This is a genomic window from Bacillus sp. 103mf (assembly GCF_900116295.1).
Taxonomy (GTDB): domain Bacteria; phylum Bacillota; class Bacilli; order Bacillales; family Bacillaceae_G; genus Bacillus_A; species Bacillus_A bruguierae.
Genome location: NZ_FPAF01000015.1, coordinates 37,175 through 63,026, shown reverse-complemented (window position 1 = coordinate 63,026; position 25,852 = coordinate 37,175). Strand labels below are relative to the sequence as shown.

Annotated in this window: 23 protein-coding genes and 1 pseudogene; 16 read left to right on the top strand and 8 right to left on the bottom strand. The window is 36.6% G+C overall.

Annotated features, from left to right (window positions below; all coding sequences use genetic code 11):
• Positions 1-12: 12 nt before the first annotated feature.
• The gene (locus BM350_RS21845) at positions 13-1,083 is read right to left on the bottom strand and encodes an NAD(P)/FAD-dependent oxidoreductase (RefSeq protein WP_090918410.1); all 1,071 of its coding nucleotides are present in this window, start codon (positions 1,081-1,083) and stop codon (positions 13-15) included.
• 578 nt (positions 1,084-1,661) lie between these two features.
• Between BM350_RS21845 and BM350_RS21840 the strand changes: the two genes are divergently transcribed.
• The 6 genes from BM350_RS21840 (at position 1,662) to BM350_RS21810 (ending at position 8,662) form a co-directional block, all read left to right on the top strand.
• A complete protein-coding gene (locus BM350_RS21840; protein WP_090918412.1) occupies positions 1,662-1,901 on the top strand; it encodes a YuzB family protein in 240 nt (79 codons plus the stop codon).
• Positions 1,902-2,166: 265 nt separating this feature from the next.
• On the top strand, positions 2,167-3,033 hold the full coding sequence (gene dapF, locus BM350_RS21835) for a diaminopimelate epimerase (protein WP_090918414.1): 867 nt from the start codon (positions 2,167-2,169) through the stop codon (positions 3,031-3,033).
• 45 nt (positions 3,034-3,078) lie between these two features.
• Entirely contained in the window at positions 3,079-3,432 is a 354-nt protein-coding gene (locus BM350_RS21830) for a HesB/IscA family protein (protein WP_090918416.1), read from the top strand.
• A gap of 475 nt (positions 3,433-3,907) precedes the next feature.
• Entirely contained in the window at positions 3,908-5,161 is a 1,254-nt protein-coding gene (locus BM350_RS21820; protein ID WP_090918420.1) for an ATP-binding protein, read from the top strand.
• A gap of 751 nt (positions 5,162-5,912) precedes the next feature.
• Positions 5,913-6,113: a hypothetical protein gene (locus BM350_RS21815; protein ID WP_090918422.1), complete on the top strand. Its 201-nt coding sequence runs from the start codon at positions 5,913-5,915 to the stop codon at positions 6,111-6,113.
• Between the two features lie 44 nt (positions 6,114-6,157).
• Positions 6,158-8,662, top strand: coding sequence for a right-handed parallel beta-helix repeat-containing protein (locus BM350_RS21810; protein WP_090918424.1), 2,505 nt, complete (start codon positions 6,158-6,160; stop codon positions 8,660-8,662).
• Positions 8,663-8,870: 208 nt separating this feature from the next.
• On the opposite strand, the pseudogene BM350_RS21805 reads toward BM350_RS21810, so the two are convergent.
• Positions 8,871-9,239, bottom strand: a pseudogene (locus tag BM350_RS21805) (FtsX-like permease family protein); the annotation flags it as partial.
• A gap of 170 nt (positions 9,240-9,409) precedes the next feature.
• Between BM350_RS21805 and BM350_RS21800 the strand changes: the two are divergent.
• A complete protein-coding gene (locus BM350_RS21800) occupies positions 9,410-9,565 on the top strand; it encodes an FbpB family small basic protein (RefSeq protein WP_090918426.1) in 156 nt (51 codons plus the stop codon).
• A 393-nt stretch (positions 9,566-9,958) separates the two neighbouring features.
• On the opposite strand, the gene BM350_RS21795 is transcribed toward BM350_RS21800, so the two are convergent.
• The 6 genes from BM350_RS21795 to BM350_RS21770 all read right to left on the bottom strand — a co-directional run bounded on the left by BM350_RS21795 (position 9,959) and on the right by BM350_RS21770 (position 15,533).
• Positions 9,959-10,771, bottom strand: a complete 813-nt coding sequence (locus tag BM350_RS21795; RefSeq protein WP_090918428.1) for a hypothetical protein — start codon at positions 10,769-10,771, stop codon at positions 9,959-9,961.
• A 151-nt stretch (positions 10,772-10,922) separates the two neighbouring features.
• A complete protein-coding gene (locus BM350_RS21790) occupies positions 10,923-11,375 on the bottom strand; it encodes a 2-thiouracil desulfurase family protein (protein ID WP_090918430.1) in 453 nt (150 codons plus the stop codon).
• 272 nt (positions 11,376-11,647) lie between these two features.
• The gene (locus BM350_RS21785; protein ID WP_090918432.1) at positions 11,648-12,898 is read right to left on the bottom strand and encodes an MFS transporter; all 1,251 of its coding nucleotides are present in this window, start codon (positions 12,896-12,898) and stop codon (positions 11,648-11,650) included.
• 264 nt (positions 12,899-13,162) lie between these two features.
• A complete protein-coding gene (locus tag BM350_RS21780) occupies positions 13,163-13,480 on the bottom strand; it encodes a magnetosome magnetite crystal formation protein family (RefSeq protein ID WP_090918434.1) in 318 nt (105 codons plus the stop codon).
• Between the two features lie 239 nt (positions 13,481-13,719).
• Entirely contained in the window at positions 13,720-14,196 is a 477-nt protein-coding gene (locus BM350_RS21775) for a GyrI-like domain-containing protein (protein WP_139207729.1), read from the bottom strand.
• Positions 14,197-14,543: 347 nt separating this feature from the next.
• Positions 14,544-15,533 (bottom strand): NAD(P)/FAD-dependent oxidoreductase, encoded by a 990-nt coding sequence (locus tag BM350_RS21770; protein ID WP_090918436.1) that lies wholly within the window; start codon positions 15,531-15,533, stop codon positions 14,544-14,546.
• Positions 15,534-16,108: 575 nt separating this feature from the next.
• Between BM350_RS21770 and BM350_RS21765 the strand changes: the two genes are divergently transcribed.
• From BM350_RS21765 to BM350_RS21725, 9 genes are all read left to right on the top strand, one after another.
• Positions 16,109-17,317: an NAD(P)/FAD-dependent oxidoreductase gene (locus BM350_RS21765; RefSeq protein ID WP_090918439.1), complete on the top strand. Its 1,209-nt coding sequence runs from the start codon at positions 16,109-16,111 to the stop codon at positions 17,315-17,317.
• 196 nt (positions 17,318-17,513) lie between these two features.
• On the top strand, positions 17,514-18,011 hold the full coding sequence (locus BM350_RS21760; protein ID WP_090918441.1) for an NUDIX domain-containing protein: 498 nt from the start codon (positions 17,514-17,516) through the stop codon (positions 18,009-18,011).
• A 15-nt stretch (positions 18,012-18,026) separates the two neighbouring features.
• Positions 18,027-18,344, top strand: a complete 318-nt coding sequence (locus BM350_RS21755; RefSeq protein ID WP_090918443.1) for a YuiB family protein — start codon at positions 18,027-18,029, stop codon at positions 18,342-18,344.
• Positions 18,345-18,430: 86 nt separating this feature from the next.
• Positions 18,431-19,057: a 3D domain-containing protein gene (locus BM350_RS21750; RefSeq protein WP_090918445.1), complete on the top strand. Its 627-nt coding sequence runs from the start codon at positions 18,431-18,433 to the stop codon at positions 19,055-19,057.
• 225 nt (positions 19,058-19,282) lie between these two features.
• Positions 19,283-19,663 carry a DUF309 domain-containing protein gene (locus tag BM350_RS21745; RefSeq protein WP_090918457.1) on the top strand — a complete coding sequence of 127 codons (381 nt, stop codon included), beginning with the start codon at positions 19,283-19,285 and terminating at the stop codon, positions 19,661-19,663.
• Between the two features lie 61 nt (positions 19,664-19,724).
• A complete protein-coding gene (locus tag BM350_RS21740; protein WP_090918447.1) occupies positions 19,725-21,212 on the top strand; it encodes a leucyl aminopeptidase in 1,488 nt (495 codons plus the stop codon).
• Positions 21,213-21,372: 160 nt separating this feature from the next.
• Positions 21,373-23,100, top strand: a complete 1,728-nt coding sequence (locus BM350_RS21735) for a phospho-sugar mutase (RefSeq protein WP_090918450.1) — start codon at positions 21,373-21,375, stop codon at positions 23,098-23,100.
• Positions 23,101-23,818: 718 nt separating this feature from the next.
• Positions 23,819-24,703, top strand: coding sequence for a UTP--glucose-1-phosphate uridylyltransferase GalU (gene galU, locus BM350_RS21730; RefSeq protein WP_090918968.1), 885 nt, complete (start codon positions 23,819-23,821; stop codon positions 24,701-24,703).
• A 140-nt stretch (positions 24,704-24,843) separates the two neighbouring features.
• Positions 24,844-25,848: a glycosyltransferase family 2 protein gene (locus tag BM350_RS21725; RefSeq protein WP_090918970.1), complete on the top strand. Its 1,005-nt coding sequence runs from the start codon at positions 24,844-24,846 to the stop codon at positions 25,846-25,848.
• The last annotated feature ends 4 nt before the right edge of the window (positions 25,849-25,852 follow it).

Sequence of the window (25,852 nt, the reverse complement as noted above, 5' to 3'; positions counted from 1 at the left end):
TTCTTTTATTTTTTAACCATTATGATGTTTGTACATCCAAAGAATACCTGACTTTAAAAGACGCGGTACGCGGCCCATTAATGGCTGATTTGCGAGTAAACCGAATCCGTGTTTTTTCCCGAGAGAACCGAGAACACCTTTTAGTTTAATAACAGGTAGCTCTTCTGGTAATGCTTCATTGTTCCAACGTTTTAATAATATTTGGACAATTTGTTCACCTTGACCTTCTGCAAGCTGTGCAGATGGTGCATGTGGCAGCGCAGCGCAGTCACCTAGCACATATACATTCTCGTAATCTGGAATATTATGATGCTTTGTTAATACAACCCGACCACTATTATCATGCTCGACAGGTAGATTACGAACGATTTCACTCGCTTGAATGCCAGCTGTCCATACAATTGCGTCACATTCAAGTGGTTCATCGTGGTTATACACAATAGTTGGTTCTACTTTTGTAATGTTCGAGTTGCGAACAATTGTAACATTATGCTTCAAAAACCACTCTTCTACGTATTTACTTAATTTCTCTGGGAATGGGAAAAGAATGCGATCTTTTCGGTCAAATAAATAAATGTTTAAGTCTGGACGGCTTTCGCGAAGCTCACTTGCTACTTCAACACCGCTTAGTCCAGCGCCTACAACAGCAACTGTTGCATGTGGTTCTAAACCATTTAGTTGTTGATATGTTTGACGAACTTGCTCAATGGATTGAAGGCTATATGTATTTTCCTTCGCTCCTGGAACGTTGTGATAGTTATCTTCACAGCCAAGTCCGATAATTAAGTCATCATAATTGACAACTTCACCGCCCTCAAGATGAACAGCTTTGTTTTCTAGATCAACGTTGGTTATAGTACCATATTGAATATTAAGTCGTGGATGCTCTGGAAATGGAATGCGAATATGCGTTTCAGAAATCGTTCCTGCCACTAATGCGTAGTATTCTGTTTTAAAACAGTGATACGGTACCTTGTCGATTAATGTCACTTGAACATCATCTGGAAGTTGGTTGCTCGGAAGAAGACGCTGTAAAACTCTCATTCCACCGTAGCCGCCACCTAGTATTACGAGGTGCTTCATGATGGATTACCCCTTTTCTGTTGAAATATCCCCTAATCATAAAATTTTATATTACAAAAATATTTTGACTTTACTCATTAAAATTATATCGAATTTAGAAGCAAATAACAATGCGTGAATACATACTCTGTTGTACAATAATAAGAAAGTGAAAGCGATGTTAAAGGCCATTCTATATAAATACAAATAGAAAAACGACATAAAACCCCTTTCTTTATAGGGGGGCGAGAGCATCTGGCCGTGCATAGAAGCGGTCAGGACCTTTGACTGCCACATGCGAGGTTTCAAACAAAGGGAGAAAGCAAGTAGCGGTCATGTCTTTGTTTGCATAGTTTTGACTTATATGTCAAAAAATTAAAAAGGATTTATATACCCGCTGGGACTGGATAAGAAGAAAAGTGGAAGTGGCTCATTCAAAATTAGTAGAATTATGGAGTTTCCTGCCAGTAAACGCTTTTTATTAAGAGTTAACAAATGAAACGATTGAATATTTTAATCGTTTTCGCTGGACTTAGACAAACATCTTAGGCTTACTGTTATAAAACAAGCTTTGAAATAGATATAGGGGGGGATTGAGGTTGATTAAACCGTTAATTGAATTTTGTGTTAGCAACCTTGCAAGCGGTGCGCAAAAGGCACGTGAACAATTAGAGAAAGATCCGAATTTAGATGTGATTGAGTATGGCTGTCTTGGGTATTGCGGCGTTTGTTTTGAAGGGCCGTATGCGCTCGTAAACGGTGAAGTTGTAAAAGGTGAAACACCGGATGAACTTGTGAAAAATGTATACGATTATTTAGATGAAAATCCGATGTTTTAAGGTGCTGCAACGAGGTAGCGCCTTTTCATTTGAACGCATAAAATCACTTCGAAAGAACAGGCTATAACAAGTGCAGCAGTTGCTTAGTATATAGACAAAAAAGAAAGCCCTTTTTTGAAGGGCTTTTTGCTTACACAATATGTGTAAGTACGACATTGTTACACCAAAATTGTCGTTGAATATGAGAAACGGGGGACATTCTTATTGTTTTCCAAAAGCGCTCATTTTATACTTATAACAATCAAAAATTTTGGAGTGAAATAATATGGCACAACTTTCTTTCACAAAAATGCACGGACTTGGGAATAACTACATTTATATAAATATGTTTGAAGAACAAATTGCAGAAGAGCATCTCGCAAAAGTTGCTGAAAAAGTATCGGATGTGAATACTGGAATTGGTTCCGACGGAATGATTTTAATTTGTCCCTCTGACATTGCTCCTGTGAAAATGCGTATTTTTAATAAAGACGGTTCAGAAGGAAAAAGCTGCGGGAATGGATTGCGTTGCGTTGCAAAGTACGCATATGAGCATAAATTAGTAGAAGAGACTGTTTTTATGATTGAAACGTTAGCAGGAATCGTTACAGCAGAAGTAAAAGCTGAAGATGGAATTGTAACCTCGGCAACAATTGATATGGGAGCACCTAGATTAAAACGCATTGATTTACCGATGTTAGGTGAAGGAGAAATACCATTTATTCGTGAAGATTTCCTTTACAGTAACCACCGTTACACATTTACAGCTGTCTCAATGGGAAATCCGCATGCTGTTATTTTTGTAGATGATATTGAAGAAGCACCGCTTACAACATTAGGACCTGTATTAGAAACACATGAGATGTTTCCGGAAAGCGTAAATGTAGAATTTATTGAAGTACTGAATGATTGTGAAATGCATTTTCGTGTATGGGAACGCGGTTCGGGCATTACACAAGCATGTGGAACAGGGGCATGTGCTGCGGTTGTAGCTGCAATCTTAAATAGAAAGATGAAGCGCGGACAAGAGATTACTGTTCATTTAGCAGGCGGAGATTTAATGATTACATGGACAGAAGAAGGAACAGTTCTCATGAATGGTCCAGCAGAAGTCACTTGCAGCGGTGTATATTATTATAAGATTGAAGAGTAAAGATGTATAATAGAACGAGAGAAGAAAGGAAGGAAGGTGAATTCTATGATTACTGTAACAGAACAAGCAGCACATCAAATTAAAGATATGTTAAAAGACGCTGAAGAAGGAGAAAGATACGTTCGCCTTGCTGTACACGGCGGTGGATGTAGCGGTCTTTCTTATGGCTTAGGATTTGAAAGAGAACCAAATGAAGACGATACAGTTCTTGAATTTTTCGGTGTTGAATTTGTTATTGATAAAGAAAGTGCTCCAATTGTAAAAGGAATAAAAATCGATTATAAGCAATCAATGCTTGGCGGTGGATTTACAATCGACAATCCAAACGCAATCGCATCATGCGGCTGTGGATCATCTTTCCGTACAGCGACGAATGCCGGTAAGCCTGAGGAATGTTAACATTAGATAATATTTGTGTAGTGCGCATCTATAAGGATTAATAATACCGACCTTCTTGACGGTGAATTACAATATTCATTCGTTAAGAGGGTTTTTATTTTGGATGGAACGAAAGAGTAAAAATGGCGAAAAAAGTAGAAATTCGAGTGTTTTTGTTGTTATTTGCTCATTTTCATGTTATTATAAAGTCAATTATATAGAAGAGAAGATGGTTTGTCTTTTTGAATTAACAGAATTTTCAGAAAGTAATCGTGAAGTTTTTCCCATTTCCTCTTTCTTGTACGTCTGTACCCAAAAAAATTTTTCTTTGTACCTAACGAATATAAACGATCAAAAGCACGTATACCTATTTAGTATTTTTAAAATCGGGAAACGTAACGAACTAATAAATTGAAATAACGTAATATAAAATTAAAATATTTTTTTGAGGAAGAGTGTATTATCCCCCTTACAAAAAATTAGGGAGGTATAGAATATGGGAATTTCTACACTACTATTAAATGCATTTATTATTATAATTTGTATCCTTAGTTATCAAGTATTTTGGTTAGATAAAACAGAAAAAAAAGCACGTAACAACATACTCATTTCTTTTCTTTCATCGGTTGCAATTGTTCTTTGTATGACATTCCCTATTCATTTACATGATGGGTATATTTATGATTTGCGTTTTATTCCTATTCTTTTAGTGCTTCTATATGGAAACACAAGAAGCGTTATTTGTATAAGTATTGTATATATTGCTTATCGATTTTATTTAGGTGGAAACGGCTTTTTTTCATCAGTTATTATATATACTGTAATTACAGCTATTACGACAATATTACGTTATTTTCTACCCATTTATTTTAGGAGAAAAAAGGTATTGTTCAACACATTATTGCTTTTGATTTGTACTAGTTCTTTTTCTATCTTTGCGATAATGAATCAAATTGAAATAAATGGTAAAATCGAAGCTGTTTTTATTGGATTTTTGATTAATTATGTAGTGGTCAACGCCTTCACAGGATTCTTGTCTGTTTATTTAGTAGAGGGAATGATCGAGAAATTTAAAATGAAAGAAAAAATTCAAAGAGCTGAAAAATTTTATACAGCTAGTGAATTAGCTGCATCGATTGCACATGAAATTCATAACCCGCTGACTACTGTATATGGATTCACTCAATTGTTCCGTGAAATTGAAATTTCAAAAACATCTCAAGATGAGTACTTGAAAATTATGTTAATGGAATTAGAAAAAGTACAATTGATTATCGATAATTATTTATCTCTCACAAAACCACAACATACGATAAAAAAACTACTAAATATAAGTTGTATTTTTCGGGAAGTAACCAATATTATTTCACCACTAGCGTTTTCATACAATGTTGAAATAAAGAGAGATATTCCAGCGTGTTTGTATATAAATGCGAATCCTGAAAAATTAAAACAGTGCTTAACTAACATTTTACAAAATGGAATTGAAGCTATGAAAGATGGTGGAGTATTACAAATTCGTGCACAAAAAATTAAGGGTAATATTGTAATTGATATTATTGATTCAGGAATTGGAATGTCTCGAAAAGAAATAAAGCGAATTGCCACGCCATTTTATTCAACAAAAGAAAAAGGAACTGGGCTTGGTACTATGATTGCGTATAGCATTATTAGAGAGCTAAATGGAGATATAGAAATAGAGAGTACAAAAGGAAAAGGAACATGTTTTTCTATCATTATACCTTGTTAATCAAAAAGAGCGTCCAAAGCTCGACGCTCTTTTTGATTAAACCCATTTTTACTGGCCATGCATAGAAGCAGTCAGGGTCTGTTTCTGCCACGTGCGAAGATAAAAACAACGGGAGAAAGTGAGTGTAGGTCATATTTTGTTCTGCATAACGGCGGCTTATATGCTGGGAGATCAAAATGGATTTATTAGGCCTCACCATATCAAAAAAAGAAAATTGTACATTTAGACATATTTTGGAAATGATTTAACTAGTACTCTGTACGCTAAGTGTAAGGATAATTAAAATATGAGCTAACAGGGGTACCGTCACATCGCTATCAAGCTAATAAAACAAAATACCCCCTAAAATGAAAAAATACGCTATTCTTTCTGCAGAATCATAGGAAAGGATGGCGTTTTTGTATGTCTATTTCTGTATCTGATGAATTACAACTATTTGCTCAAGAAATTCAAAGTTTCTTATCCCCAAATATCTTACGAAATCTTGCTAAAGATGTTTGTTTTGTGCAACGAACCAGTAAATACCAAGCAAAGGAATAATCATATGGTTTCTTTGCTTTTTTGATTTGATTACGTGTTTCATATTGTTCCCCCTTGCCAAATTGTTTTTCTTAATGGTATCATGTTTTTTCGTGAATAAAATAAAAACGGTGAAACTCTCGCCTTTCCTGATTCCTTTATATCTTATAATAAAAATAATCTAAATAAACGATAAATTTCTTTTCTTCATCAAGAAAAAGGGAAACGGTAGATGTCGTGTGGAATCAATGTTTTGAAAAGAAGCGGCTATTTTATGATTGTAATCGGAAGCGTCGTTAGCTTGTTATGGAGAAGTCCTTATACAACAATTGGAATCGTGACGCTTATGATTCTATGTATGATTACAATCGTTTACAATGTAGAGAAAAAGTTAAAAGAAAGGGATAAATCAGATCCCAACAAACAATCTTAAAACGATTAATTTGAAATGGTTATATAGAAAGAGGTGAAGTATCGATGATGGTGATGACAGCTCTATTGTTATTGCTTCAAAATAGTTTGCACACAGAAAATGGGAATACCATGAAACCGATTCCAATTACCGCGGTGCATGTCGCAAATAAATACGAAAAATGGGACGGTGCAGGGCGAAAGCGTTTCGTGCAAACAAATAGGGTATTCACAAGTAATCCTGTTACCCAAATAGCGGCAAAACAAACAAAAGAAACAAAAAAAACAAACGTAGCACTCGGAAATTTACAACATATGATTTACAACAATCAATCTTCTTACGGAGTAGAAGGCACGGCAGAAGCAAATACGCCTGTTCACATTGAAGTGACAGATGCAGATGGAAAACAAGTTTCTGCAGACGTTACAGCAAATAAAGAGGGACTATTTCAAACTTCGATCAACGGAAGCAGGTTGAAAAATGGGAACGTGCAAGTAAAGGCGGCGGCAGGTGAACAAGCTGCCCTCAAAACGGTAGAAAAAGATGGTACTTTCTATGAATTAAACAAAAAAGAGCAAGAAAAATGGCATATTTCAAACGATGGCACGCATCCGATTGAATCGACAAAAGGAATGAACGATGCACTCCAATTCGCAAAAGCAAATGCCCTCAAAACATTCAAGGTTCCAGCAGGAACGTACATGGTAAAAAAAGAAAATCCTGCTTTGTCGAATGACCCTTCCGCGTGTATCAATATGGTTCCGAATATCACATTCTGGTTAGATGAAAATGCTGTGATTCAAAAAGAAACAAACGCAAGAGAAGTATATTCAACTGTATGTGTTGGGTACGGCGCCGACAACGTCACATTAAAAGGCGGGACGTACAAAGGTGATAAAGATACGCATGACTATTCGAAAAAACAAGGACCGAGTTTTCCTGGTACGCATGAAAATGGAATCGGCATTTCTGTATATGCGGCCAAAAACTTGACAATTGACGGCGTTAAAGCAACAAACTTCACAGGTGATGGTGCGGGTATTGGTGGGAAAGGAACGTTATTGCAAGACATCTATCCAGATCATTTTGAATCGGGTTCTCTTGATAAAAATGGAAACAAAGTGGCAGATCCAACGAAAATTAGATTGAAAGCACCGATCCCATTCACAAAGGACATCCTCAAAACAGAACCTTATTTTGAAATGCCAAATGCAAAAAATTTGCCGTATCTCTATGATGTCTATTTTTATCAAGCAGATGGTTCCTTCTTATCTAGCTACAGTGTCAATACCGGAAAAGAAGTGGTTCAAATTCCAAAATCTGCAGCGTCCTTTAAAGCGGTGTTTAAAAAAGCAAATACGAGCGGTGTATACGGGGAGTTTTGGAGCAAGGCATTAGCAAAGAATGTGACCGTAAAACATTCTGACTTTTCCTTTAATCGGCGTCAAGGCATCACAGTGGGAGGCGCGGACCATGTAACCATCACAGACAGTGTCTTCCATGATATTAAAGGTGTTGCGCCTGAATCTGGCATTGACGTAGAGGGCGGATACGGTGAAAACGGGATGATGAACAAAAACATCTTCATCAAAAACAACAAATTCTACAACAATAACAAATACGATGTCATTTTATATGATGGACATGATGGGGTTGTTGAAGGGAATCACTTCGGATCAAGAGGGAAAATCGGTTTAGCTGTTTCCGAACCATTCACAAATGCATATATCAAGAATAATACATTTGATGCCAATAGTATTTACGCCTATCACGATATCACGTTTGAAGGAAACAGCATAAAGGATGGACTGATGAGCATCACAGGACCTCGCGCGGTGGTAGACGGCATGACATTTGATAAAACGATGTTTAGTCTTTCAAGTCGTGTCCCGTTTGGAATCGAAGCGAAAAACCTTACATTAAACAATATGGATTTAAATGTGTGGGTCAACCCTGTTCATGTAAGTAATGTAACCATAAACGGAGGAAGAGTGGGCGGCCAAGCACCAGACGGAAGTACTTTTGACAACTTGAAAGTGCTCAATCACCCTGGCACTTCATTCGTACGAGGGACCTATAACAATTGCATGTTTGAATCCAGTCCAACTGCGACTGGTGGTACACATGTCGACTATAACGGCACTTACATCTTTCAAAATTGTACATTTAAGGCAGCAAAAGGGACATTTAACGTCGGAAACAAAGACGCAAATGTTACAATTCAAAACTCTCGATTTGATATCAATGGTGATACAACTGTACTCAATATCCCAATGGGGAAACAAATCAATGTTGTCAATAACACGATTACCTCTGGCTTACTGCCAGGGATGAACAAAGCGGTTATCAAAGTGGGAGACTATTGGAATAAAGACAAACCGTTCCAGGGCCAACAAGCAAACATCACTGGCAATACCATCACAACAGGTGCAGCGGTTGAAGGTATTAGCACGATTTACGGCGGCGTCAATGCACCAGCTTATCGCGTTCAAAACAACATCTTACACAAGGCATTTTTGAAGGTAAAGCCAAAGGATATTGTAAACGGGAATCAGGAGCTTCCGAATTAATTGAAAACACGTGGTGCACCTACACCGCGTGTTTTTTTGTTTCTTCTATATGGGGTACCGCCAGCATTTCGGAAACCCCCCACGCTAACAGTATTATTCTAAAAAAACTGTTACTTAAGAGTATTCTTTTAATTTTGTATAAAAAAATAGTGTAAGCCAATAATCAGCCTACACTATTAATTTGAATATATTTAAATCATATGGAATCTCAGCCCACAAAGCGAAGTAACTGACGTAAGTAATTTCTTCGAATAAACAAAAAGTAAGTAATTTGTACAAATATAAACCCTGTGAATACGAAAATGGAATTTTGAGTAACTGATAAATCTACGTGTTTATGCTGCGCTATATATTGTAGTGCCATAAATGCTACACCACTATGAACTACTGCTACTACAATTGGTACAAAAAATAACACACTAATTTGTTGTGTTACAACCTTCTTCAATTCTTTTTCCGTTAACCCCACTTTAGAAAGCATTTGATACTGTCTTCTATCTCGATCTAGATCTGTGAATAAACGGAAGTACAAAAAGCTAATGGCAAAAACAAAAAATACAATCCCTATTACCATAGTTCGTTAATTTCACGAAATGTTCAAAAAATTACCTTTTGAAAAAGAAAAAGGTATAGTATTATTTAATTAAGTAGAATTTTTCGACAAATAAAGACAAATTTTTTACAAGAAGCGAAAAGTTTTATGTGTTTTTTCATTCTACATCTTGGTTTCATAGAAAATAAGGAGGAATGATTATTGTGAAAAAGCATTGTAAATTACTTAATAAATCCTTTAAAGAATTAGTACAGGAAAATAAACAAAAGATCCTGAATGATAAACGAGAGTTGGAAAGAATTGAACAACGCATTGAACAACGTTATGTAATTAACAAACCAGCCTCATAATAAGGCTATATACAGGTAAAAATCGACATAAAGTGAAACTTCCGTCAGTGGGGGTCTTACTGCCCGTTAATGCGGGATAAAAACGGGGGACGAGAGCATCTGACCGTGCATAGAAGCGGTCAGTGCTTTTTCCTGCCACAAGCGAGTACAGGTCATGTTGTATTCTGCATAGTAGTAACTTATATGTCAAAAAATTAAAATGAATTTATATGGTTTGCGTAAGGGATGAAAATCTTATTTATATAGAAAAGAAAAAGAAGACAATCCTCTATATATAGTAAGTGGTTATCTTCTTTTTCTTTTTAAATGGACTTTTGTGGCATTAACTGTCACGGTAAATGAGTATATAGATGGATTATCAGATTTCGTCGCCATTTTCGAAGTTATCGGGTTCTAAAAACTCGAATTTGGTTCCATTGCTTTAAATTTCCCTGATTTATCTACGATGAACATGACATTACTATTTCTACTATCCATCCCTTGTTGTATAGACTCAGGACTAGAATATATAGTGTTAACTGCTACGTTATAAACACCTTCTGTTAACACGTGACTTTTTTCAAAATCATCCACAATGCTTTGGGCTTTAGGTACACTTCCGTTATTTTTATAGGTGTTGTAATAGTAAATAAAATTGATGACTCCTATATGATCGGCATTATCTCTAGGTTTACTAACTTTTAATGTTTTTATTATGTTGTCAGTGTTTAATTTTTGTTCTTTTTTGAAGTCTGTAATTAATTCTTTTTCTTGTTGTTCATCTATATTTATATGTAAATAGTAATAGAAATTTTGTTTCCCATTGTCATAGTCATTAGGAGATTCACTTAATAAGTTATATTTTTTTATAATCTTATCAGATTGTTTCAAAACATCACGATGTTGTTTAACATACGCTCCTTTGAATATTTCTAAGAAAACATCATCGCCGCTATTTTTATCTATTTCATGTGAATTTCTATCTACAATTAAATAAGCAAAAGTGTGGTAGGGTTTTTTTATTTCTACATAAGTTTGATGATCAATACCTTCAAACCAATTATTATCAGCAGAAAGAATTTTAAAATCTCCATCCTTTATTCCATAGCTTTCTGACAAATAATCTCCTATTGGTTTTTTTAGTTTTGTTTCTGTAAAACAACCACTTAATAGAAATAGTGGTATGCTACACACTAAAATGAAAACAGCCCATTTTATTCTCTTCACTCCCAGTTCACCTGCTTCTTAATAATATATTTTATATTAATGATAATGAATATGGCTTATCTTTGTATTTCTTGTTATATAGATATTTATTGTGCAAACGAATGGAGAAATACGGAAAAAATGAATAAGGAGAGGAATAAAGGGCATCGCCTTATTTTTCGGTAAATGCTTCTTCTGAAATAACCGTAAAACCATGTCGTTTAAATAATGCAGTGGTAACGCCGTAACCATCTTGTTTTTGTCCATTAAATTTACCCGTGTAAATGACAGAACTTCCGCATGACGGACTGCGTTCTTTTAGGATAATATACTCAGGGTTTAAATCTTTGATTTGATCTAATGCTTTGTAAGCACCTGCAATAAAGATTTCTGTCACGTCATTTCCGCTGCGATCGATAACCTTTGCTTTTCCATCTAGCACATCATCTCCGTTGCCTCCCGTGATTTCAGCAGGCATGCGAGGCGTTGGTAATCCACCTAATATTTCCGGACAAATAAGAATTGTCTCTTCTTTTTCGAGTAGTTCTTGGATTTTTGTAACGAAATTATCGTTTCCATCATAGCGACAAGCAATTCCAGTTAAACATGCACTGATTACAATCATTTTTCCACCTCAGTTTGATGAATTTATTTTTATCATACAATAAAATCTTTCTCCACCTTTATGTTTTTTTTCTTATTTATAAATGGGAGTGATGAATATGAGTAAAATGTATTCATTAATGAAGCAACATAGTGAATTTCAAAATAAAGAAGAGTTTAATACATAGCAGCAGCAAATTTTGGCGCAGTATCAAACTAAGATTAACAAAACGGATTTCCATTGGAAAGTGAAAAAAGAAAAGAGTCATGCTTATGAAGCATAACTCCTTTCTTTTAATCAAATTTTCGTACAGTTGGAACGCGAATCGCGATAAAGAGTACAAAGACAATGACAGCAATTGCACCGCTTTTCATAACTATAACAATAGGTATTCCAGCTGCTAAGGCAAGTGATGTAATTGCATAAGAAATAGGGATAAAGCCCATCGATGATAGCATAAGTAAGCTCATGACACGTCCCATCATTTCTTCTTTCACAGTCGATTGAATCATGGCCATTAACGGCACAATTGCCATTGCGATTGTAATGCCGTAAAAGCAGCCTGAAAGAAGTGCTTGCCAAAGTGTTGTACTGAAATTAATAGACAAGAAGAAAACACCTGACAACAGCATCATAATAATGCAAAATAACCCGCGGCGGCGAGTAATATTTCGCAGTCCAACGATAACAGCGCCAATGGCCATCCCACCGCCAACAGCTGCCTCTAAATAACTAAATTGTAGAGAATCACCGTGCAGTACATTTTTAACAAATAGCGGAAAACCAACTTGCATCGGTCCGATTAAAAATAAATTCAAAAAGGCGCTGCAAATAAGGAACGTGGATAAAAATGAAGATTCTTTCACATAAAGAATGCCTTCTTTAATAGAGGTGAACATGCCTTTATTTTCATGTTTATCTTCTTGACCTGTACTAGAGTGAACTTTTTGAATCAGTATGGCAGCGATAATTAATAATAAAATCGTTATTGTAAAGATTGTCTCATAATTACTGAATTTGATGAGTATCCCGCCAAGGACAGGGCCGAAAATAACTGATGCTTGGTTCGTCATTTGTGTAAGTGAATTTGCTTGTGTAAGACGATGCTTCGCTACGAGCTCAGGTAAGATAGAACCATCAGCTGACCAGAAAAAGGCATCGGCTAAGCCAAAGAAAAGTGCAAATAAAGCAAATGTGTATAGTGTGACGTGACCAATAATAAACCAAATAAGAATGATAGTGACAAGAAGCGCCCGAATAATATTAGAATAAAACATGATATTCTTTTTTGGGAATTTGTCTGCAACAGCTCCGCCAATAATCATGAAGATGAGGCGCGGAACACTAAGAGCCACAAAGACAACACCGAGTGATGCTTCTAAATTTAATGTTTTTGCTATGTACCATGTTTGTGAAAACGTAAAAAATGCTAAGGCAAAGCTTGAAAATAGAGTGGCTGCCCAAAGAAATAGGAAGTTTGTATTTTTTAATAAAGGCATTTCCATTTCTTCTAGAGCAAGTTTACTTTTCTGTAATTCCTCCATATGAATCCCTTTCTGTCATATGTCTTTTTATCTTTGTTAACAGTTTCTAATCTTTCTATACAGATACTTTTTTATTGTATTCAAAAAAGTAGAATTTGCCCAGTGGATTTTTCATGTTGAAAAAGGAAAAACCACCAAACGGCTCTTATGTGAGATATTGGGTGGTTGCGTTTTTAACTTGGGGAATCCTTTTTTATCATATCTAGTGAGAAGACCGCCACCTCAAGCACGAAACGGTAGGTGGGGGTAGTTCAATGGAAGAAGTTATCCTTTAAGGACTGTAATTCCTTTTACCATATTCCAAATAAAGTAGTATAGGCTAATTAGGGCACAAATGCATACTACAATCACTGCACTAAGAGCAAGTGTCTCAGCTGGCTGATTAAAACCAGCATCCATAACTCCTAATACTGCAAGTCCTATAAAGATAGCGATGCTCGGAAGAATATGTGTCCATAGAGCGCGTTTAGCATGAGTTCTTGTTTCGTAATCGCCTACAATCCAAACGATTAGCGGGAACAAGATAGGTGCAAAGAGAACACTAAAGTACGAAAGAGCAGATAATATTTTATTTCCATTCATATGTATCACCTCATGAAATCTTTTCTTGTTGTTATACGCTTATTATGCAGGAGAACGTATGGACTTACTATCGCCGAATCTTACAGAAACATAACAGTTTTGTAAGATTCGGCGATATGTAATGTAAGGCTTTTTTTAGGTTTGATGTTATATCCATATGTTGATTAAAAAATATATAAAGGTATAACGAGAAGTGGATATAAAAAAAGACACAGCAGCTGCTTGCGTCTTTTTGTGTATTAAGCAAGTGCAATATAAATGTCAACTTGAGCATCATTTGGATCGAAAGTTCGTTCATCATACAGCTCGAAGTCCGTTGTGAACGCACGTTTATTTTCTTTTGACCAGTTCCAAATATCTTGCCATGCTTCTGCGATGATTTCGGATAGCGGCCCTTTGCGCGTTGTAAATACGGCGTATGTAGCAGCTGGGATCGTGAATGATGTCATGTTTTCTGGTGTATCAATGACAGTAGAAACAGGAACACCAATTGTATACGTATAGCGACCTGTTTCATCGGATTCATAGTTGGAATACAATGCGAGCGTTTCTGTTTGTGTAGTTTTGTTAGGAATTTGGTTGGTAATTTGCTCTTGGAAGTATTGATTCCATAGATGAGGGATTTTTCCGGCGCTGGACATTTCCAGTTCGTTGTTTGTAGTAATAGAAATCCCGATGGCTTGAAAAGCTTCTTTTTTTATAATTGTAGGTTGCATTATTGTATCATCCTCTCTTTTTGATAAGAACAAACGTTCTTATCGATTGTACCATAATTATACAGGTGGAGGATAGGGGAATTACGTGTCGAACATCGTCGAGGGGTCTTTATCCCGCATTAACGGGCAGTACAGGTTGTGGAAGCATGGAGAAGACGACTGCCCGTAAAAGCCCGATTGGGCGGGCTTTCCATCAGTGAGAAAGTCGTCACTGATGGAAGTTTCACTTTATATTGTGTCGAATCGCCGATATATGTTCCACTTCCGCCGATATATATTGCTGGGCATGTAAAAAAGAGACTGATTCGCAAAGGCGCTTAAGTGCCTTTGGAATCAGTCTCTTTCTGTTAAAACATACTAGAACTATGCATTGGTTGCAGCTTCGCATTTGGATCGAAGTATGCTTTTGCGTTGTTTACTGCTGTTGGGGCTTCGCCAAAGCCGCATGCGATTAGTTTTACTTTTCCTTCGTATGTGCAAATATCACCAGCTGCGTAAATGCCAGGGACGTTTGTTTCCATTTTAGAATTTACAACGATGCTGTTCTTTTGGATATCTAAGCCCCAATCTTTAATTGGACCAAGGGAAGAGACGAATCCGTAGTTTACGATGACATCATCAACATCAATGACAACTGTCTCTTCTGTTTTCACATGTTGAAGTATAACTTGTTCAATTTTTTCTTCACCTATAAGTTCAACTGGAACGTATGGTGTTTTTACTAGTGCGCGCGAGTTCATTAACGTTTCGACGCTATGCTCATGTGCGCGGAATTTATCACGGCGGTGAACGATTGTTACTTCTTCTGCGATTGGCTCTAACATCATTGTCCAGTCTACAGCAGAATCTCCGCCGCCAAAGACGACAACGCGTTTGCCAGCAAATTTATTCATATCATCAACGAAATAATGTAAGTTTGTTTTTTCGAATTTCTCTGTGCCTTCTAATTCTAAAGGACGCGGCTTAAACGCGCCGTTTCCAGCTGTAATGATGACGGACTTAGAATAGTGTGTTTCTTTATTTGTTACAAGTTTGAACACACCATCTTCTTGTTTTTCTATCGTTTGTACAGCTTCTTCTAGGCAAATGGTTGGTTCGAACTTGCTCATTTGTTCCTTTAAGTTGTTAATAAGTTCTTGTGCACGAATTTTTGGAAAACCTGCGATATCATATATGTACTTTTCAGGATATAATGCGGATAATTGACCGCCGAGTTGTGGCAAGCTTTCGATAATTTTTACGCTTGCTTGTCTCATACCGCCATAAAAAGCTGTGAATAATCCAGTTGGGCCTCCACCAATAATAGTGATGTCGTATACCTTTTGATTTTCTGTCACTGTTTACTCCCCCTATAATTAGGAAATTTTTCGTGCTTATCCTATATACACTCGTATGTATGTTATACGAAACTTTCATGAGCGGAGTGCAAGCGCACCCAAGACAAATAATATCATATTTTATAAAAAAAAGCCGTAGAAAACGACTGAATCGTATATGCACTTTGTATAGATTTGTTATACAAAGAAGAAACTAGCCAGTAAGTAAAGGATGCAATGTTTGGTAATTATATGTATTTTTTCGTAATTCTAATATATATACGGCATCACAGAAAGCAAAAAACTGGGTGAAAAGCTTTATACACTTAGTGAATAAGCAAATGTCGAAAAACTTAAAAAGACTACGTTATTTTAAAATATTGATAATTCTACAAGTGCTTGAAAAGTAAAAAGAAAACGACTAATATAGGAAGGTAAATGTATTAATTTTTTATGACAAATTTCGTAACATTTTTCAAACTTGTTTTTGGTTTTGTTAAGAATGTGAGAACTTTTACATTCTTAGCATTTCATTTGTTTTAGCACTATTTTTATTATTTTTAACTATCTATATAAAGAAGAGGGTTGTGATTAGGGTGAAGAAGCCAAAAATCGTAGTTCTAGGCGCAGGTTATGGCGGAATGATTACTACTGTTCGTCTGCAAAAAACATTATCTGTAAGTGAAGCTGAAATCACATTAGTAAATAACAACAGCTATCATTATCAAGCAACTTGGTTACATGAAAGTGCAGCTGGTACGTTGCATCATGACAAAGTTCGTTTAGACATTAAAGATGTAATCGACACAAACAAAGTAAACTTCGTACAAGACACAGTTGTAGAAATTAAAGCAGCTGAAAAGCGCGTTATCTTAAAGAATGGCGAGCTAGAGTATGATTACTTAGTAATCGGTCTTGGTTTCGAGTCTGAAACGTTTGGAATTAAAGGATTAAAAGAGCATGCATTCTCTATTGCTAACATTAATGCAACTCGTCAAATTCGTGATCATATGGAGTACATGTTTTCTCTATATGCTTCGGAAAAACGCGATGAGTTAGTTACAATCGTTGTCGGCGGTGCTGGATTTACAGGTATCGAGTATGTAGGTGAGCTTGCAAACCGTGTTCCTGAGCTTTGCGAAGAGTATGATGTTCCTCGTGAAAAAGCGCGTATCATTTGTGTTGAAGCTGCTCCAACAGCACTTCCTGGTTTCGATCCAGAGCTAGTTGAGTACGCTGTAAAACAATTAGAGAAAAAAGGTGTAGAATTCCGCATTGGTACAGCTATTAAAGAAGCAACTGAAGAAGGTATTCTTGTTGCAAACGGCGACGATGTAGAATTATTGAAATCTGCAACTGTAGTTTGGGCTGCAGGTGTTCGCGGTAACGGTATTGTAGAAGAGTCTGGCTTTGAAGCAATGCGCGGTCGTGTAAAAGTGGACGAGTACATGCACGCTCCAGGTCATGAAGAAGTATTCATGGTTGGTGATGCAGCGTTAATCATTAACGAAGAAATTAACCGTCCATACCCACCAACAGCACAAATTGCGATTCAACAAGGTTACAACATTGCACATAACTTAGCCGTTCTTGTTCGTGGTAAAGGCGAAATGCAGAAGTTTGTATTCGATAACAAAGGTTCTGTATGTTCATTAGGACATGACGATGCAATGGGCGTTGTAATGGGCAAAAAATTAACTGGCTGGAAAGCTTCATTCATGAAGAAAGTAATCGACAACCGTTACCTATTTATACTTGGCGGACCTTTATTAGTTCTTAAAAAAGGTAAGTTAAAATTATTTTAATTTGTAATTCAAAACAGAAACGGCTATCGGCTGTTTCTGTTTTTTGTTGTTTTAATTTTACTGAATATTACAAAATAAATAAAGTTCTTTTTACATAGAGAGCGCATTTCACCTCGTTCTCCTTTTGAAATCTTTATAGTATAATGGAAGAAAAGAGTGAATATTCTGTTCGTTTGACCGGAAGGGGTTTCTAATAATGAGTAAACGTGGAAAGGTATGGTTAGCGGTAAGTGGTCTTGTCATAACGTCAGATGGAAGGTGGCTTGTCGTTAAGAAAAAATATGGCGGATTAAAAGGAAAATGGTCATTGCCTGCTGGTTTTGTCAATGAAGGAGAAACAATCGATCAAGCAGTGCAGCGTGAAGTGTTAGAGGAGACAGGAATTGCTACGAGTGTGAAAGGAATAATGAGTGTTCGATCAGGTGTCATACAGGGTGAGATTAGTGACAATATGATTATTTTTCTTTTAGAACCAAAAGGAGAACATATTATCATTCAGGAGCGAGAATTGTCTGAAGGAGCATTCTTATTTCCGACAGATATCGCACATGATGAACATGCTTCCGTGTTAATACAGTATTTATTAGAAGCGATGCCAGCTCCGCTTTTACAAATGGACGGGACGTTAAATCCAGGAGAGCAATTTGGCTATACAGTATATAACATTTTTGTAGGAAATACAGAAAATAAATAAGAAGGGATGGAAATAATGAGCATACCCGTTTTATTAATTTCTATGATGTTATTCTTAGTTTTATTTTTTGGAATTGGTTTTTTATTAAATATGATTTTACGAGCAACATGGGTCATGGTTGTCGTATATCCGCTTATTTGTGTGTTTATTATTGATAAAGTTGATTTTTTAGATTACTTTGTACAGCCGAAAGAAGCGTTCACTTCATTAGGAACAAGCTTTCTTCACCTTGGACAAGCTGATATTATGATCTTATCAACTGGCTTAGTCGGTGCCGCTTTATCTGGCATTGTGATCAAATCATTACGACAACGTGGATATCAAATGTTTTGAAGCTCCTTTTTTTTAGGAGCTTTTTTCATGAATATTTCCTTCATCAGTTGGGGCACAATAACGATGAAGGAGTGTGGAAAACGAAAATGATAAAACGATATAGCATTCGCATGATAATGATTTGCTTATTTATAGCTGCATTATGTGTAACTTGGCAAGCTATGTCAGGAATCTCTCTTTCTGAAATGATTCATATGTATAAGAAAAATGAAGTGAAAGTAGTACACGCAGCTGAACAAAATAAGCAGGCGATTCCAAGTGCCGAAGTTATTCGTGCTTTAGAGAATGCAAAAGATTGGTCAAAGTACCACCAGATGGAAGTTACTGCCACAGGATATACAGCTGGTATGGAGTCAACAGGAAAAACAAAAGGACATCCTGAGTACGGGATTACATATTCCGGAGTGAAAGTAAAGAGGGATATATATTCAACCATCGCAGCTGATCTTCGCGTATTTCCGATTGGGACGATTCTGTTCGTTCCTGGATATGGCTACGGTGTTGTGGCGGATAAAGGCGGTGCAATTCAAGGGAATCGCCTTGATTTATATTATGAAACCGTGCGAGATGTATATAATCAATGGGGAAAGAAAAAAGTGAATGTTTACGTTGTGAAAATGGGAAATGGCAAACTTACAGAACAAGATTTAACGCTTTTAAATGAAGACGAAACAATGCAAGTGTTTCGCTCACAATATTTAAAACAGCAATAGTCTAGACGCTTGTGGCGCTAGACTTCTTTTGTTTGTTATCATAAAGTGAAACTTTAATCAGTGGGGGGGGTCTTCATCCCCCGCTGATTATCGGCCCTCACCAATCGGGCGCATGCCAGCAGTTTATCTCCCACCTAACTTCTTTAGAAAAGCGGAAGCGGCTCGCCCAGAATCGCAGGATAAAGTGAAATGGAGAAGAAAAAACGCAGTAAAGGGAGAGAAGTGATGGAAGATTATCCTTTAGCGTATTATGAGTTTTTTATAAAGTATAATGAAGGTGATTATTATACGTGCCATGACTTATTAGAAGAAATGTGGCTCGAAGATCGAGGGAATTTGTTTTTAAAAGGTTTATTGCAAATGACAGTCTCACAGTATCATTATAGCTACGGAAATATAAAGGGGGCACGGATAATGATGGGAGTAGCTGAAGCGTATTTAACTCCGTATTGCCCGATTTATTGGAATTTGAATGTTGAAAAAGTTGTACACTTCATTCAAACGTGTCGTGAAATGTTACCGAAAGAGATAAATCGAATTTCATATGAGGAAATTCAGAAATTGCCGCAGCTCCCGCAATTTATTTTATACATGGAAGAAGTTTGAATTGTCGCATTTTCCCGAAAATAAGGATATAATAGAAACACAAAAAACAGGGGGTGCTAGCATGTTTCAAGTGCAAAAAGAATTAGTAAGTCATGAAGCGGTAGTTGTTGCTTTATTTGAAGATGAGGTAATGAGCAGTTTTGTGAAAGAATTAAACCAAGCGTTTGATGGTCATTTACAAGTGTTACTAGATGAAAAGGAAATTTCTCCAAAGAAAAAAGTCATTTCTAAATTACATAGTTTAGGAAAAACAGATACAAAGCGTTATTATTTTGTTGGCCTTGGCAAAAAAGAAAGATATACGACAGAAACACTGCGAGGTACGCTCGGAAAGTTAGCGAAAACATTGCAAAGTGCTAAAGTGAAAAATGTTGCATTTATGTTAGATTCGTTTGTTACAGATAAAATGGACGCTATTGATGTTGCGCATATTGCGGCAGAAACATATTTCCTTGGCACATATGAGTTATTAACATATAAAACAGATAAAAAAGAAGCGCATCAATTAGAAAGCTTTGTTGTAATTACAAAGGAAGACCCGCAAGAAATTGAAGCTGCATTAACAGTTGGCTATGTACACGGGCGTGCTACAAACTCTGCGCGTACGCTTGTGAATATGCCGCCAAATATGTTAACGGCAACAGCTTTAGCCGATTATGCGGTTGAACTAGCGGAAAAGTATGATATGGATTATAAAGTTCTTGAGAAAGAAGAAATGGAAGAGCTTGGAATGGGCGCCCTGCTTGCGGTAAATCAAGGTTCTACAGAGCCGCCAAAAATGATTGCTCTTTTATATAAAGGTAAAGAAGAATGGACAGATGTAATTGGTTTAGTTGGTAAAGGAATTACATACGATACAGGTGGTTATTCTCTAAAACCGCGCGAAAGCATGGTTGGTATGAAAGGCGATATGGGCGGTGCGGCAGCTGTTCTTGGTGCAATGGAAATTATCGGTGAACTTCGCCCAGAGCAAAACGTAGTGGCTGTTATTCCTTCTACAGACAATATGGTGAGCGGTACTGCATTTAAACCAGATGATGTGATTACATCGATGAGTGGTAAAACGATTGAAGTATTAAATACAGATGCAGAAGGTCGTTTAGCGTTAGCTGATGGTATTACGTATGCGAAGAAGCTTGGAGCAAATTATCTTGTTGATGTTGCGACATTAACAGGTGGTGTTATTGTTGCACTTGGAAATCATACAACGGGTGCTATGACAAATAACGAAGCATTTTATGAGCAAGTGCTAGAGGCATCGATGGAAACAGATGAGCCAATGTGGCAATTACCGATTTTCGAACGCGATAAAGAGCGTGTTCGAAATAGTAAGTTAGCAGATTTAAATAACTCGCCAGGGCGTGATGGCCATGCGATTATGGCAGGTGTATTCCTTGGAGAATTTGCAGAAAAAACACCTTGGGTGCATTTAGACATCGCAGGAACATCTGATACAAAGAGCGCACATGACTTAGGTCCAAGCGGAGGAACAGGAGCAATGGTGCGTACATTGGCAACACTTGTTGAAAGCTTTGGAAATGAAGAGTAAGTAAGGAGGGGATTGGCATTTGCCAATCCTTTTTTAGATGTGTGCCAGTGCTTTCACTCGATAAATAGGGAATTAAATGTTGTAAAAAAATAAAAAATATTGAGGGAAGCATAATTTTTTTCATATAATGAAACTATGCTGATTGAGAGGAGAAAACAACATGGAATGGAAAAAAGAGTATGAACGCTGGATTTCCTTTGCAGATTTAGATGCAGAGCTAAAGCAGCAATTAGAAGCAATGCAAAGTGATGAAAAGAAAATTGAAGATAGTTTTTATAAAAACTTAGAATTTGGTACAGGTGGTATGCGCGGAGAGTTAGGTGCCGGCACAAATCGTTTAAATGTGTACACTGTTCGTAAGGCGACGGAAGGTTTAGCTCGTTTCATTGAAAATCAAGGTGAAGAAGCAAAAGCACGCGGCGTTGTTGTTGCATATGATTCCCGTCATAAGTCTCCAGAGTTTGCAATGGAAGTAGCGGCAACATTAGGTGCTCACGGCATTAAAACATATGTATTTGAAAGTCTACGCCCAACACCAGAATTGTCATTTGCAGTACGTTATTTGCATACGTACAGTGGAATTGTTCTTACAGCAAGCCATAACCCGCCGGAATATAACGGTTATAAAGTGTACGGAGATGATGGTGGACAATTGCCTCCAAAAGAAGCAGATGAGTTAATTCAGTATGTAAATAATGTAAGTGATGAATTGACAGTAGCGGTTGCTGATGTAGAGCAATTGAAACAAAATGGTCTCTTACAGATCATCGGTCAAGAAGTTGACGATGCATATTTAGAACAATTAAAAACAGTTATTCTTAATAAAGAGCTTGTGAAGGAAGTTGGACAAGATTTAAAAATTGTCTTCTCACCTTTGCACGGAACATCTAATATTCCGGCTCGCCGCGGATTAGAGGCAGTTGGATTTAAAAATGTAACTGTTGTAAAAGAACAAGAACAGCCAGATCCAGACTTTTCAACAGTAAAATCACCAAATCCAGAAGAACATGCTGCGTTTGAATTGGCAATTCGATACGGTGAGGAAATTGATGCAGATGTATTAATTGCAACAGATCCAGATGCTGATCGTCTTGGTGTAGCAGTTCGCAATCATGATGGTGAGTATCAAGTATTAACAGGAAACCAAACAGGTGCTTTAATGCTGGATTACTTATTATCACAAAAGAAAGAACAAGGTATTTTACAGGCAAACGGTGTTGTATTAAAAACAATCGTTACATCTGAATTAGGACGTACAATCGCAAAATCTTATGGACTTGATACAATCGATACGTTAACTGGCTTTAAATTTATCGGTGAGAAGATTAAGCAATATGAAGCGAGCGGAGAATATGAGTTCCAGTTCGGTTATGAAGAAAGCTACGGTTATTTAATTCGCCCGTTCTGCCGTGATAAAGATGCAGTACAATCTGTATTATTTGCATGTGAAGTTGCCGCATATTATAAAGCGCAAGGCAAAACATTATATGATGGTTTACTTGAAGTATTTGAAAAGTATGGATATTTCCGTGAAGGACTTGTTTCCTTAACGTTAAAAGGAAAAGACGGAGCAGAGCAAATTCAAAATATGATGACATCGTTCCGTGAAAATAGACCGACAGAAGTGGCAGATTTAGAAGTAACGATTGCAGAAGATTATAAAGCGAGCGTTAGAACAAAAGTAAAAGAAAATGTGACAGAAGAAATTGAATTACCAAAATCAAATGTATTAAAGTATTATTTGGCAGATGGATCTTGGTTCTGCCTACGTCCATCTGGAACAGAGCCAAAGATTAAGTTTTACTTCGGTGTACAAGGAGATTCCTTGCAGCGTAGTGAAGAGAAGCTTGAAGCGATTAAAGAAGATATTATGAATCGAGTAAAATAAAAAAAGGGAGAAATCCCTTTTTTTATTTTGTAAAGGAGATGTATCAGGCAAATCTATTTTATGGACATTCATATAAGTAAACAACAACATGAAACCCCTTTCTTTTTAGGAGGACATCTGGCCACGCATAGAAACGGTCAGGGCGTTTTCCTGTCACATGCAAGGTTCAAAACAAAAGGAGAAAGCAAGTAGAGGTCATGGTGTATTCTGCGTAGCAGAGACTTACAAAGAAAAGCGGAAGCGGCTCGCTCAGAACAAGAGGGGGATGGAGCTTCTGACATAGAGGCGCTTTTTGCCTCGGCGGAAGACGTGAAGCCACCGACTGTTCTAGCCGCTGGAGCTAGACAAGATGTCGGAAAGTTAAAATGGATTTATACAGTAGGGCTTGATATGACATTTTATTCATAAAAGAGGAGTATTATTAAGTTATAAATTTATGACAAGTTTGAGGAAACCTTGACTAATGAAGAGACAATCATGTAAAATTTGTAGGGAATGTCACTTTGTCATAAAAAAAGGGAATATTACAAAGGAAAAAGGTTGTAAGATTCCTAGAGAGAGAGACAATATGAGAATTAATATGATGAGGTTCTTCATATTATTTTCTCTATAACTAAGTGTGCTTTGTACAATAAATTTATCTTGTGTAGGATAAATTAACTGATAGGAAATAAAAAATGTTCGCCATGTAAAACCAATAAAGAAAGAGGTTGTAAACATGAAAAAAGTAAGAAAAGCTATTATTCCTGCTGCTGGTCTTGGAACACGTTTTTTACCAGCAACGAAGGCAATGCCAAAGGAAATGTTACCGATTGTTGATAAACCAACAATTCAATATATCGTTGAAGAAGCAGTAGCTGCCGGTATTGAAGATATTATTATTGTTACAGGTAAAGGAAAACGTGCAATTGAAGATCATTTCGATAATGCTTTTGAATTAGAGCAAAATTTATTAGAGAAGAAAAAGTATGAGTTGCTTGAAAGAGTACAAGCATCTTCTAAAATGGTTGATATTCACTATATCCGTCAAAAAGAACCAAAAGGTTTAGGACATGCAGTATGGTGTGCGCGCAAATTCATTGGTGATGAGCCGTTTGCTGTATTACTTGGAGACGATATTGTGCAAGCAGAAACACCTTGCTTAAAACAATTGATCGATGAGTATGAAAAAACATTGTCATCTGTAATTGGTGTACAAACAGTTTCAGAAAATGAAACACATCGCTACGGTATTATTGATCCATTAGAAAAAGATGGTCGTCGTTATCAAGTAAAACAATTTGTTGAAAAACCAGCACAAGGTACAGCACCTTCAAATTTAGCGATTATGGGTCGTTATATCTTAACACCTGAAATCTTCCGCTTCTTAGAAGAGCAACATATCGGTGCTGGCGGTGAAATTCAATTAACGGATGCAATTCAAAATCTAAATGAAATTCAACGCGTATTCGCTTACGATTTTGAAGGAACACGTTATGATGTTGGTGAAAAGCTTGGCTTTATTCAAACAACAATTGAAATGGCGCTGCAACATGACGAATTAAAAGAAGATTTACTACAAATTATGCAAAAACTTGTACAAGAACAAGCGGTTAAAAATTAATTATTGATAGATGTGTAAGATTAGACATAGTGAATTGGAGAATGAGGTATTCTAAGGGAAACATCCAATTTACTATGTCTAATCTGTGCTTATAAATTGTTCTTTACTGAGAAAATTTGAAAAAGAAAGGGGTACCTTCTTTGAAGACCATTACAATTTTAGTACCGGCATATAATGAAGAAGAAGTGTTAGATCAGCTGTATAGCCGGTTGACGGGCGTAATTGAGTCGGTGCCAAACTACAACTTTGAGATTTTATTTGTGAATGATGGAAGTAAAGATAATACATTAAATATGATCAAAGAGTTTCGAGTACGCGATAAACGCATTTCTTATGTAGACTTATCTCGTAACTTTGGTAAAGAGACAGCGATGATCGCAGGACTTGATCATGCGATGGGAGATGCAGTTATCATTATTGATGCTGATTTACAAGACCCGCCAGAATTAATCCCAGACATGATTCAATATTGGGAGCAAGGCTATGATGATGTTTATGCAAAAAGACGTTCTCGTGCAGGAGAATCTTGGGCGAAGAAATGGACAGCTGGAAAATTCTATAGCCTATTAAAGAAAACAACAAGAATCCCAATTCAAGAAAATACAGGAGATTTTCGCTTATTGGATAGACGCTGCGTGGAAGCATTAAAGCAAATTCGTGAAACACAGCGTTATACAAAAGGAATGTTCAGTTGGATTGGATACAATAAGAAAGAAATTTTATTCGACCGCGATCCACGCGCAGCTGGTGAAACGAAATGGAACTACTTTAAGCTAATGGATTTAGCAATTGAAGGAATCACATCCTTTACAACGTTTCCATTACGTCTTGCATCCTTCTTAGGATTCACCGTATCATTTGGTGCGTTTTGTTATATGCTTTGGATCATTATTAAAACGATGATGTATGGTGAGTCCGTAACTGGATATCCATCAATGATGACAGCGATTTTATTCCTTGGTGGAGTACAGTTGATTTCAATTGGAATCATCGGTGAGTATTTAGGTCGTATCTTTAACGAAACGAAAAATCGTCCACTATACTTTGTAGATGAGTATAACGATGATAAAGTAACAAATTTGGATGAAAAGCCGACAGCAAAGTTATATCGCGTAGAAGACCATAAAGTAAAATCAAATCGTTAGGGGA

What these genes read in the sequence shown, in the direction of transcription:
- BM350_RS21750 (WP_090918445.1), top strand. Translation starts at nt 18,431, where the DNA reads ATGATAAAACGATATAGCATTCGCATGATAATGATTTGCTTATTTATA.
- BM350_RS21760 (WP_090918441.1), top strand. Translation starts at nt 17,514, where the DNA reads ATGAGTAAACGTGGAAAGGTATGGTTAGCGGTAAGTGGTCTTGTCATA.
- dapF (WP_090918414.1), top strand. Translation starts at nt 2,167, where the DNA reads ATGGCACAACTTTCTTTCACAAAAATGCACGGACTTGGGAATAACTAC.
- BM350_RS21815 (WP_090918422.1), top strand. Translation starts at nt 5,913, where the DNA reads ATGTCGTGTGGAATCAATGTTTTGAAAAGAAGCGGCTATTTTATGATT.
- BM350_RS21790 (WP_090918430.1), bottom strand. Translation starts at nt 11,375, where the DNA reads ATGATTGTAATCAGTGCATGTTTAACTGGAATTGCTTGTCGCTATGAT.
- BM350_RS21845 (WP_090918410.1), bottom strand. Translation starts at nt 1,083, where the DNA reads ATGAAGCACCTCGTAATACTAGGTGGCGGCTACGGTGGAATGAGAGTT.
- BM350_RS21740 (WP_090918447.1), top strand. Translation starts at nt 19,725, where the DNA reads ATGTTTCAAGTGCAAAAAGAATTAGTAAGTCATGAAGCGGTAGTTGTT.
- BM350_RS21780 (WP_090918434.1), bottom strand. Translation starts at nt 13,480, where the DNA reads ATGAATGGAAATAAAATATTATCTGCTCTTTCGTACTTTAGTGTTCTC.
- BM350_RS21775 (WP_139207729.1), bottom strand. Translation starts at nt 14,196, where the DNA reads ATGCAACCTACAATTATAAAAAAAGAAGCTTTTCAAGCCATCGGGATT.
- BM350_RS21820 (WP_090918420.1), top strand. Translation starts at nt 3,908, where the DNA reads ATGGGAATTTCTACACTACTATTAAATGCATTTATTATTATAATTTGT.
- BM350_RS21810 (WP_090918424.1), top strand. Translation starts at nt 6,158, where the DNA reads ATGATGGTGATGACAGCTCTATTGTTATTGCTTCAAAATAGTTTGCAC.
- BM350_RS21800 (WP_090918426.1), top strand. Translation starts at nt 9,410, where the DNA reads ATGATTATTGTGAAAAAGCATTGTAAATTACTTAATAAATCCTTTAAA.
- galU (WP_090918968.1), top strand. Translation starts at nt 23,819, where the DNA reads ATGAAAAAAGTAAGAAAAGCTATTATTCCTGCTGCTGGTCTTGGAACA.
- BM350_RS21755 (WP_090918443.1), top strand. Translation starts at nt 18,027, where the DNA reads ATGAGCATACCCGTTTTATTAATTTCTATGATGTTATTCTTAGTTTTA.
- BM350_RS21785 (WP_090918432.1), bottom strand. Translation starts at nt 12,898, where the DNA reads ATGGAGGAATTACAGAAAAGTAAACTTGCTCTAGAAGAAATGGAAATG.
- BM350_RS21735 (WP_090918450.1), top strand. Translation starts at nt 21,373, where the DNA reads ATGGAATGGAAAAAAGAGTATGAACGCTGGATTTCCTTTGCAGATTTA.
- BM350_RS21745 (WP_090918457.1), top strand. Translation starts at nt 19,283, where the DNA reads ATGGAAGATTATCCTTTAGCGTATTATGAGTTTTTTATAAAGTATAAT.
- BM350_RS21830 (WP_090918416.1), top strand. Translation starts at nt 3,079, where the DNA reads ATGATTACTGTAACAGAACAAGCAGCACATCAAATTAAAGATATGTTA.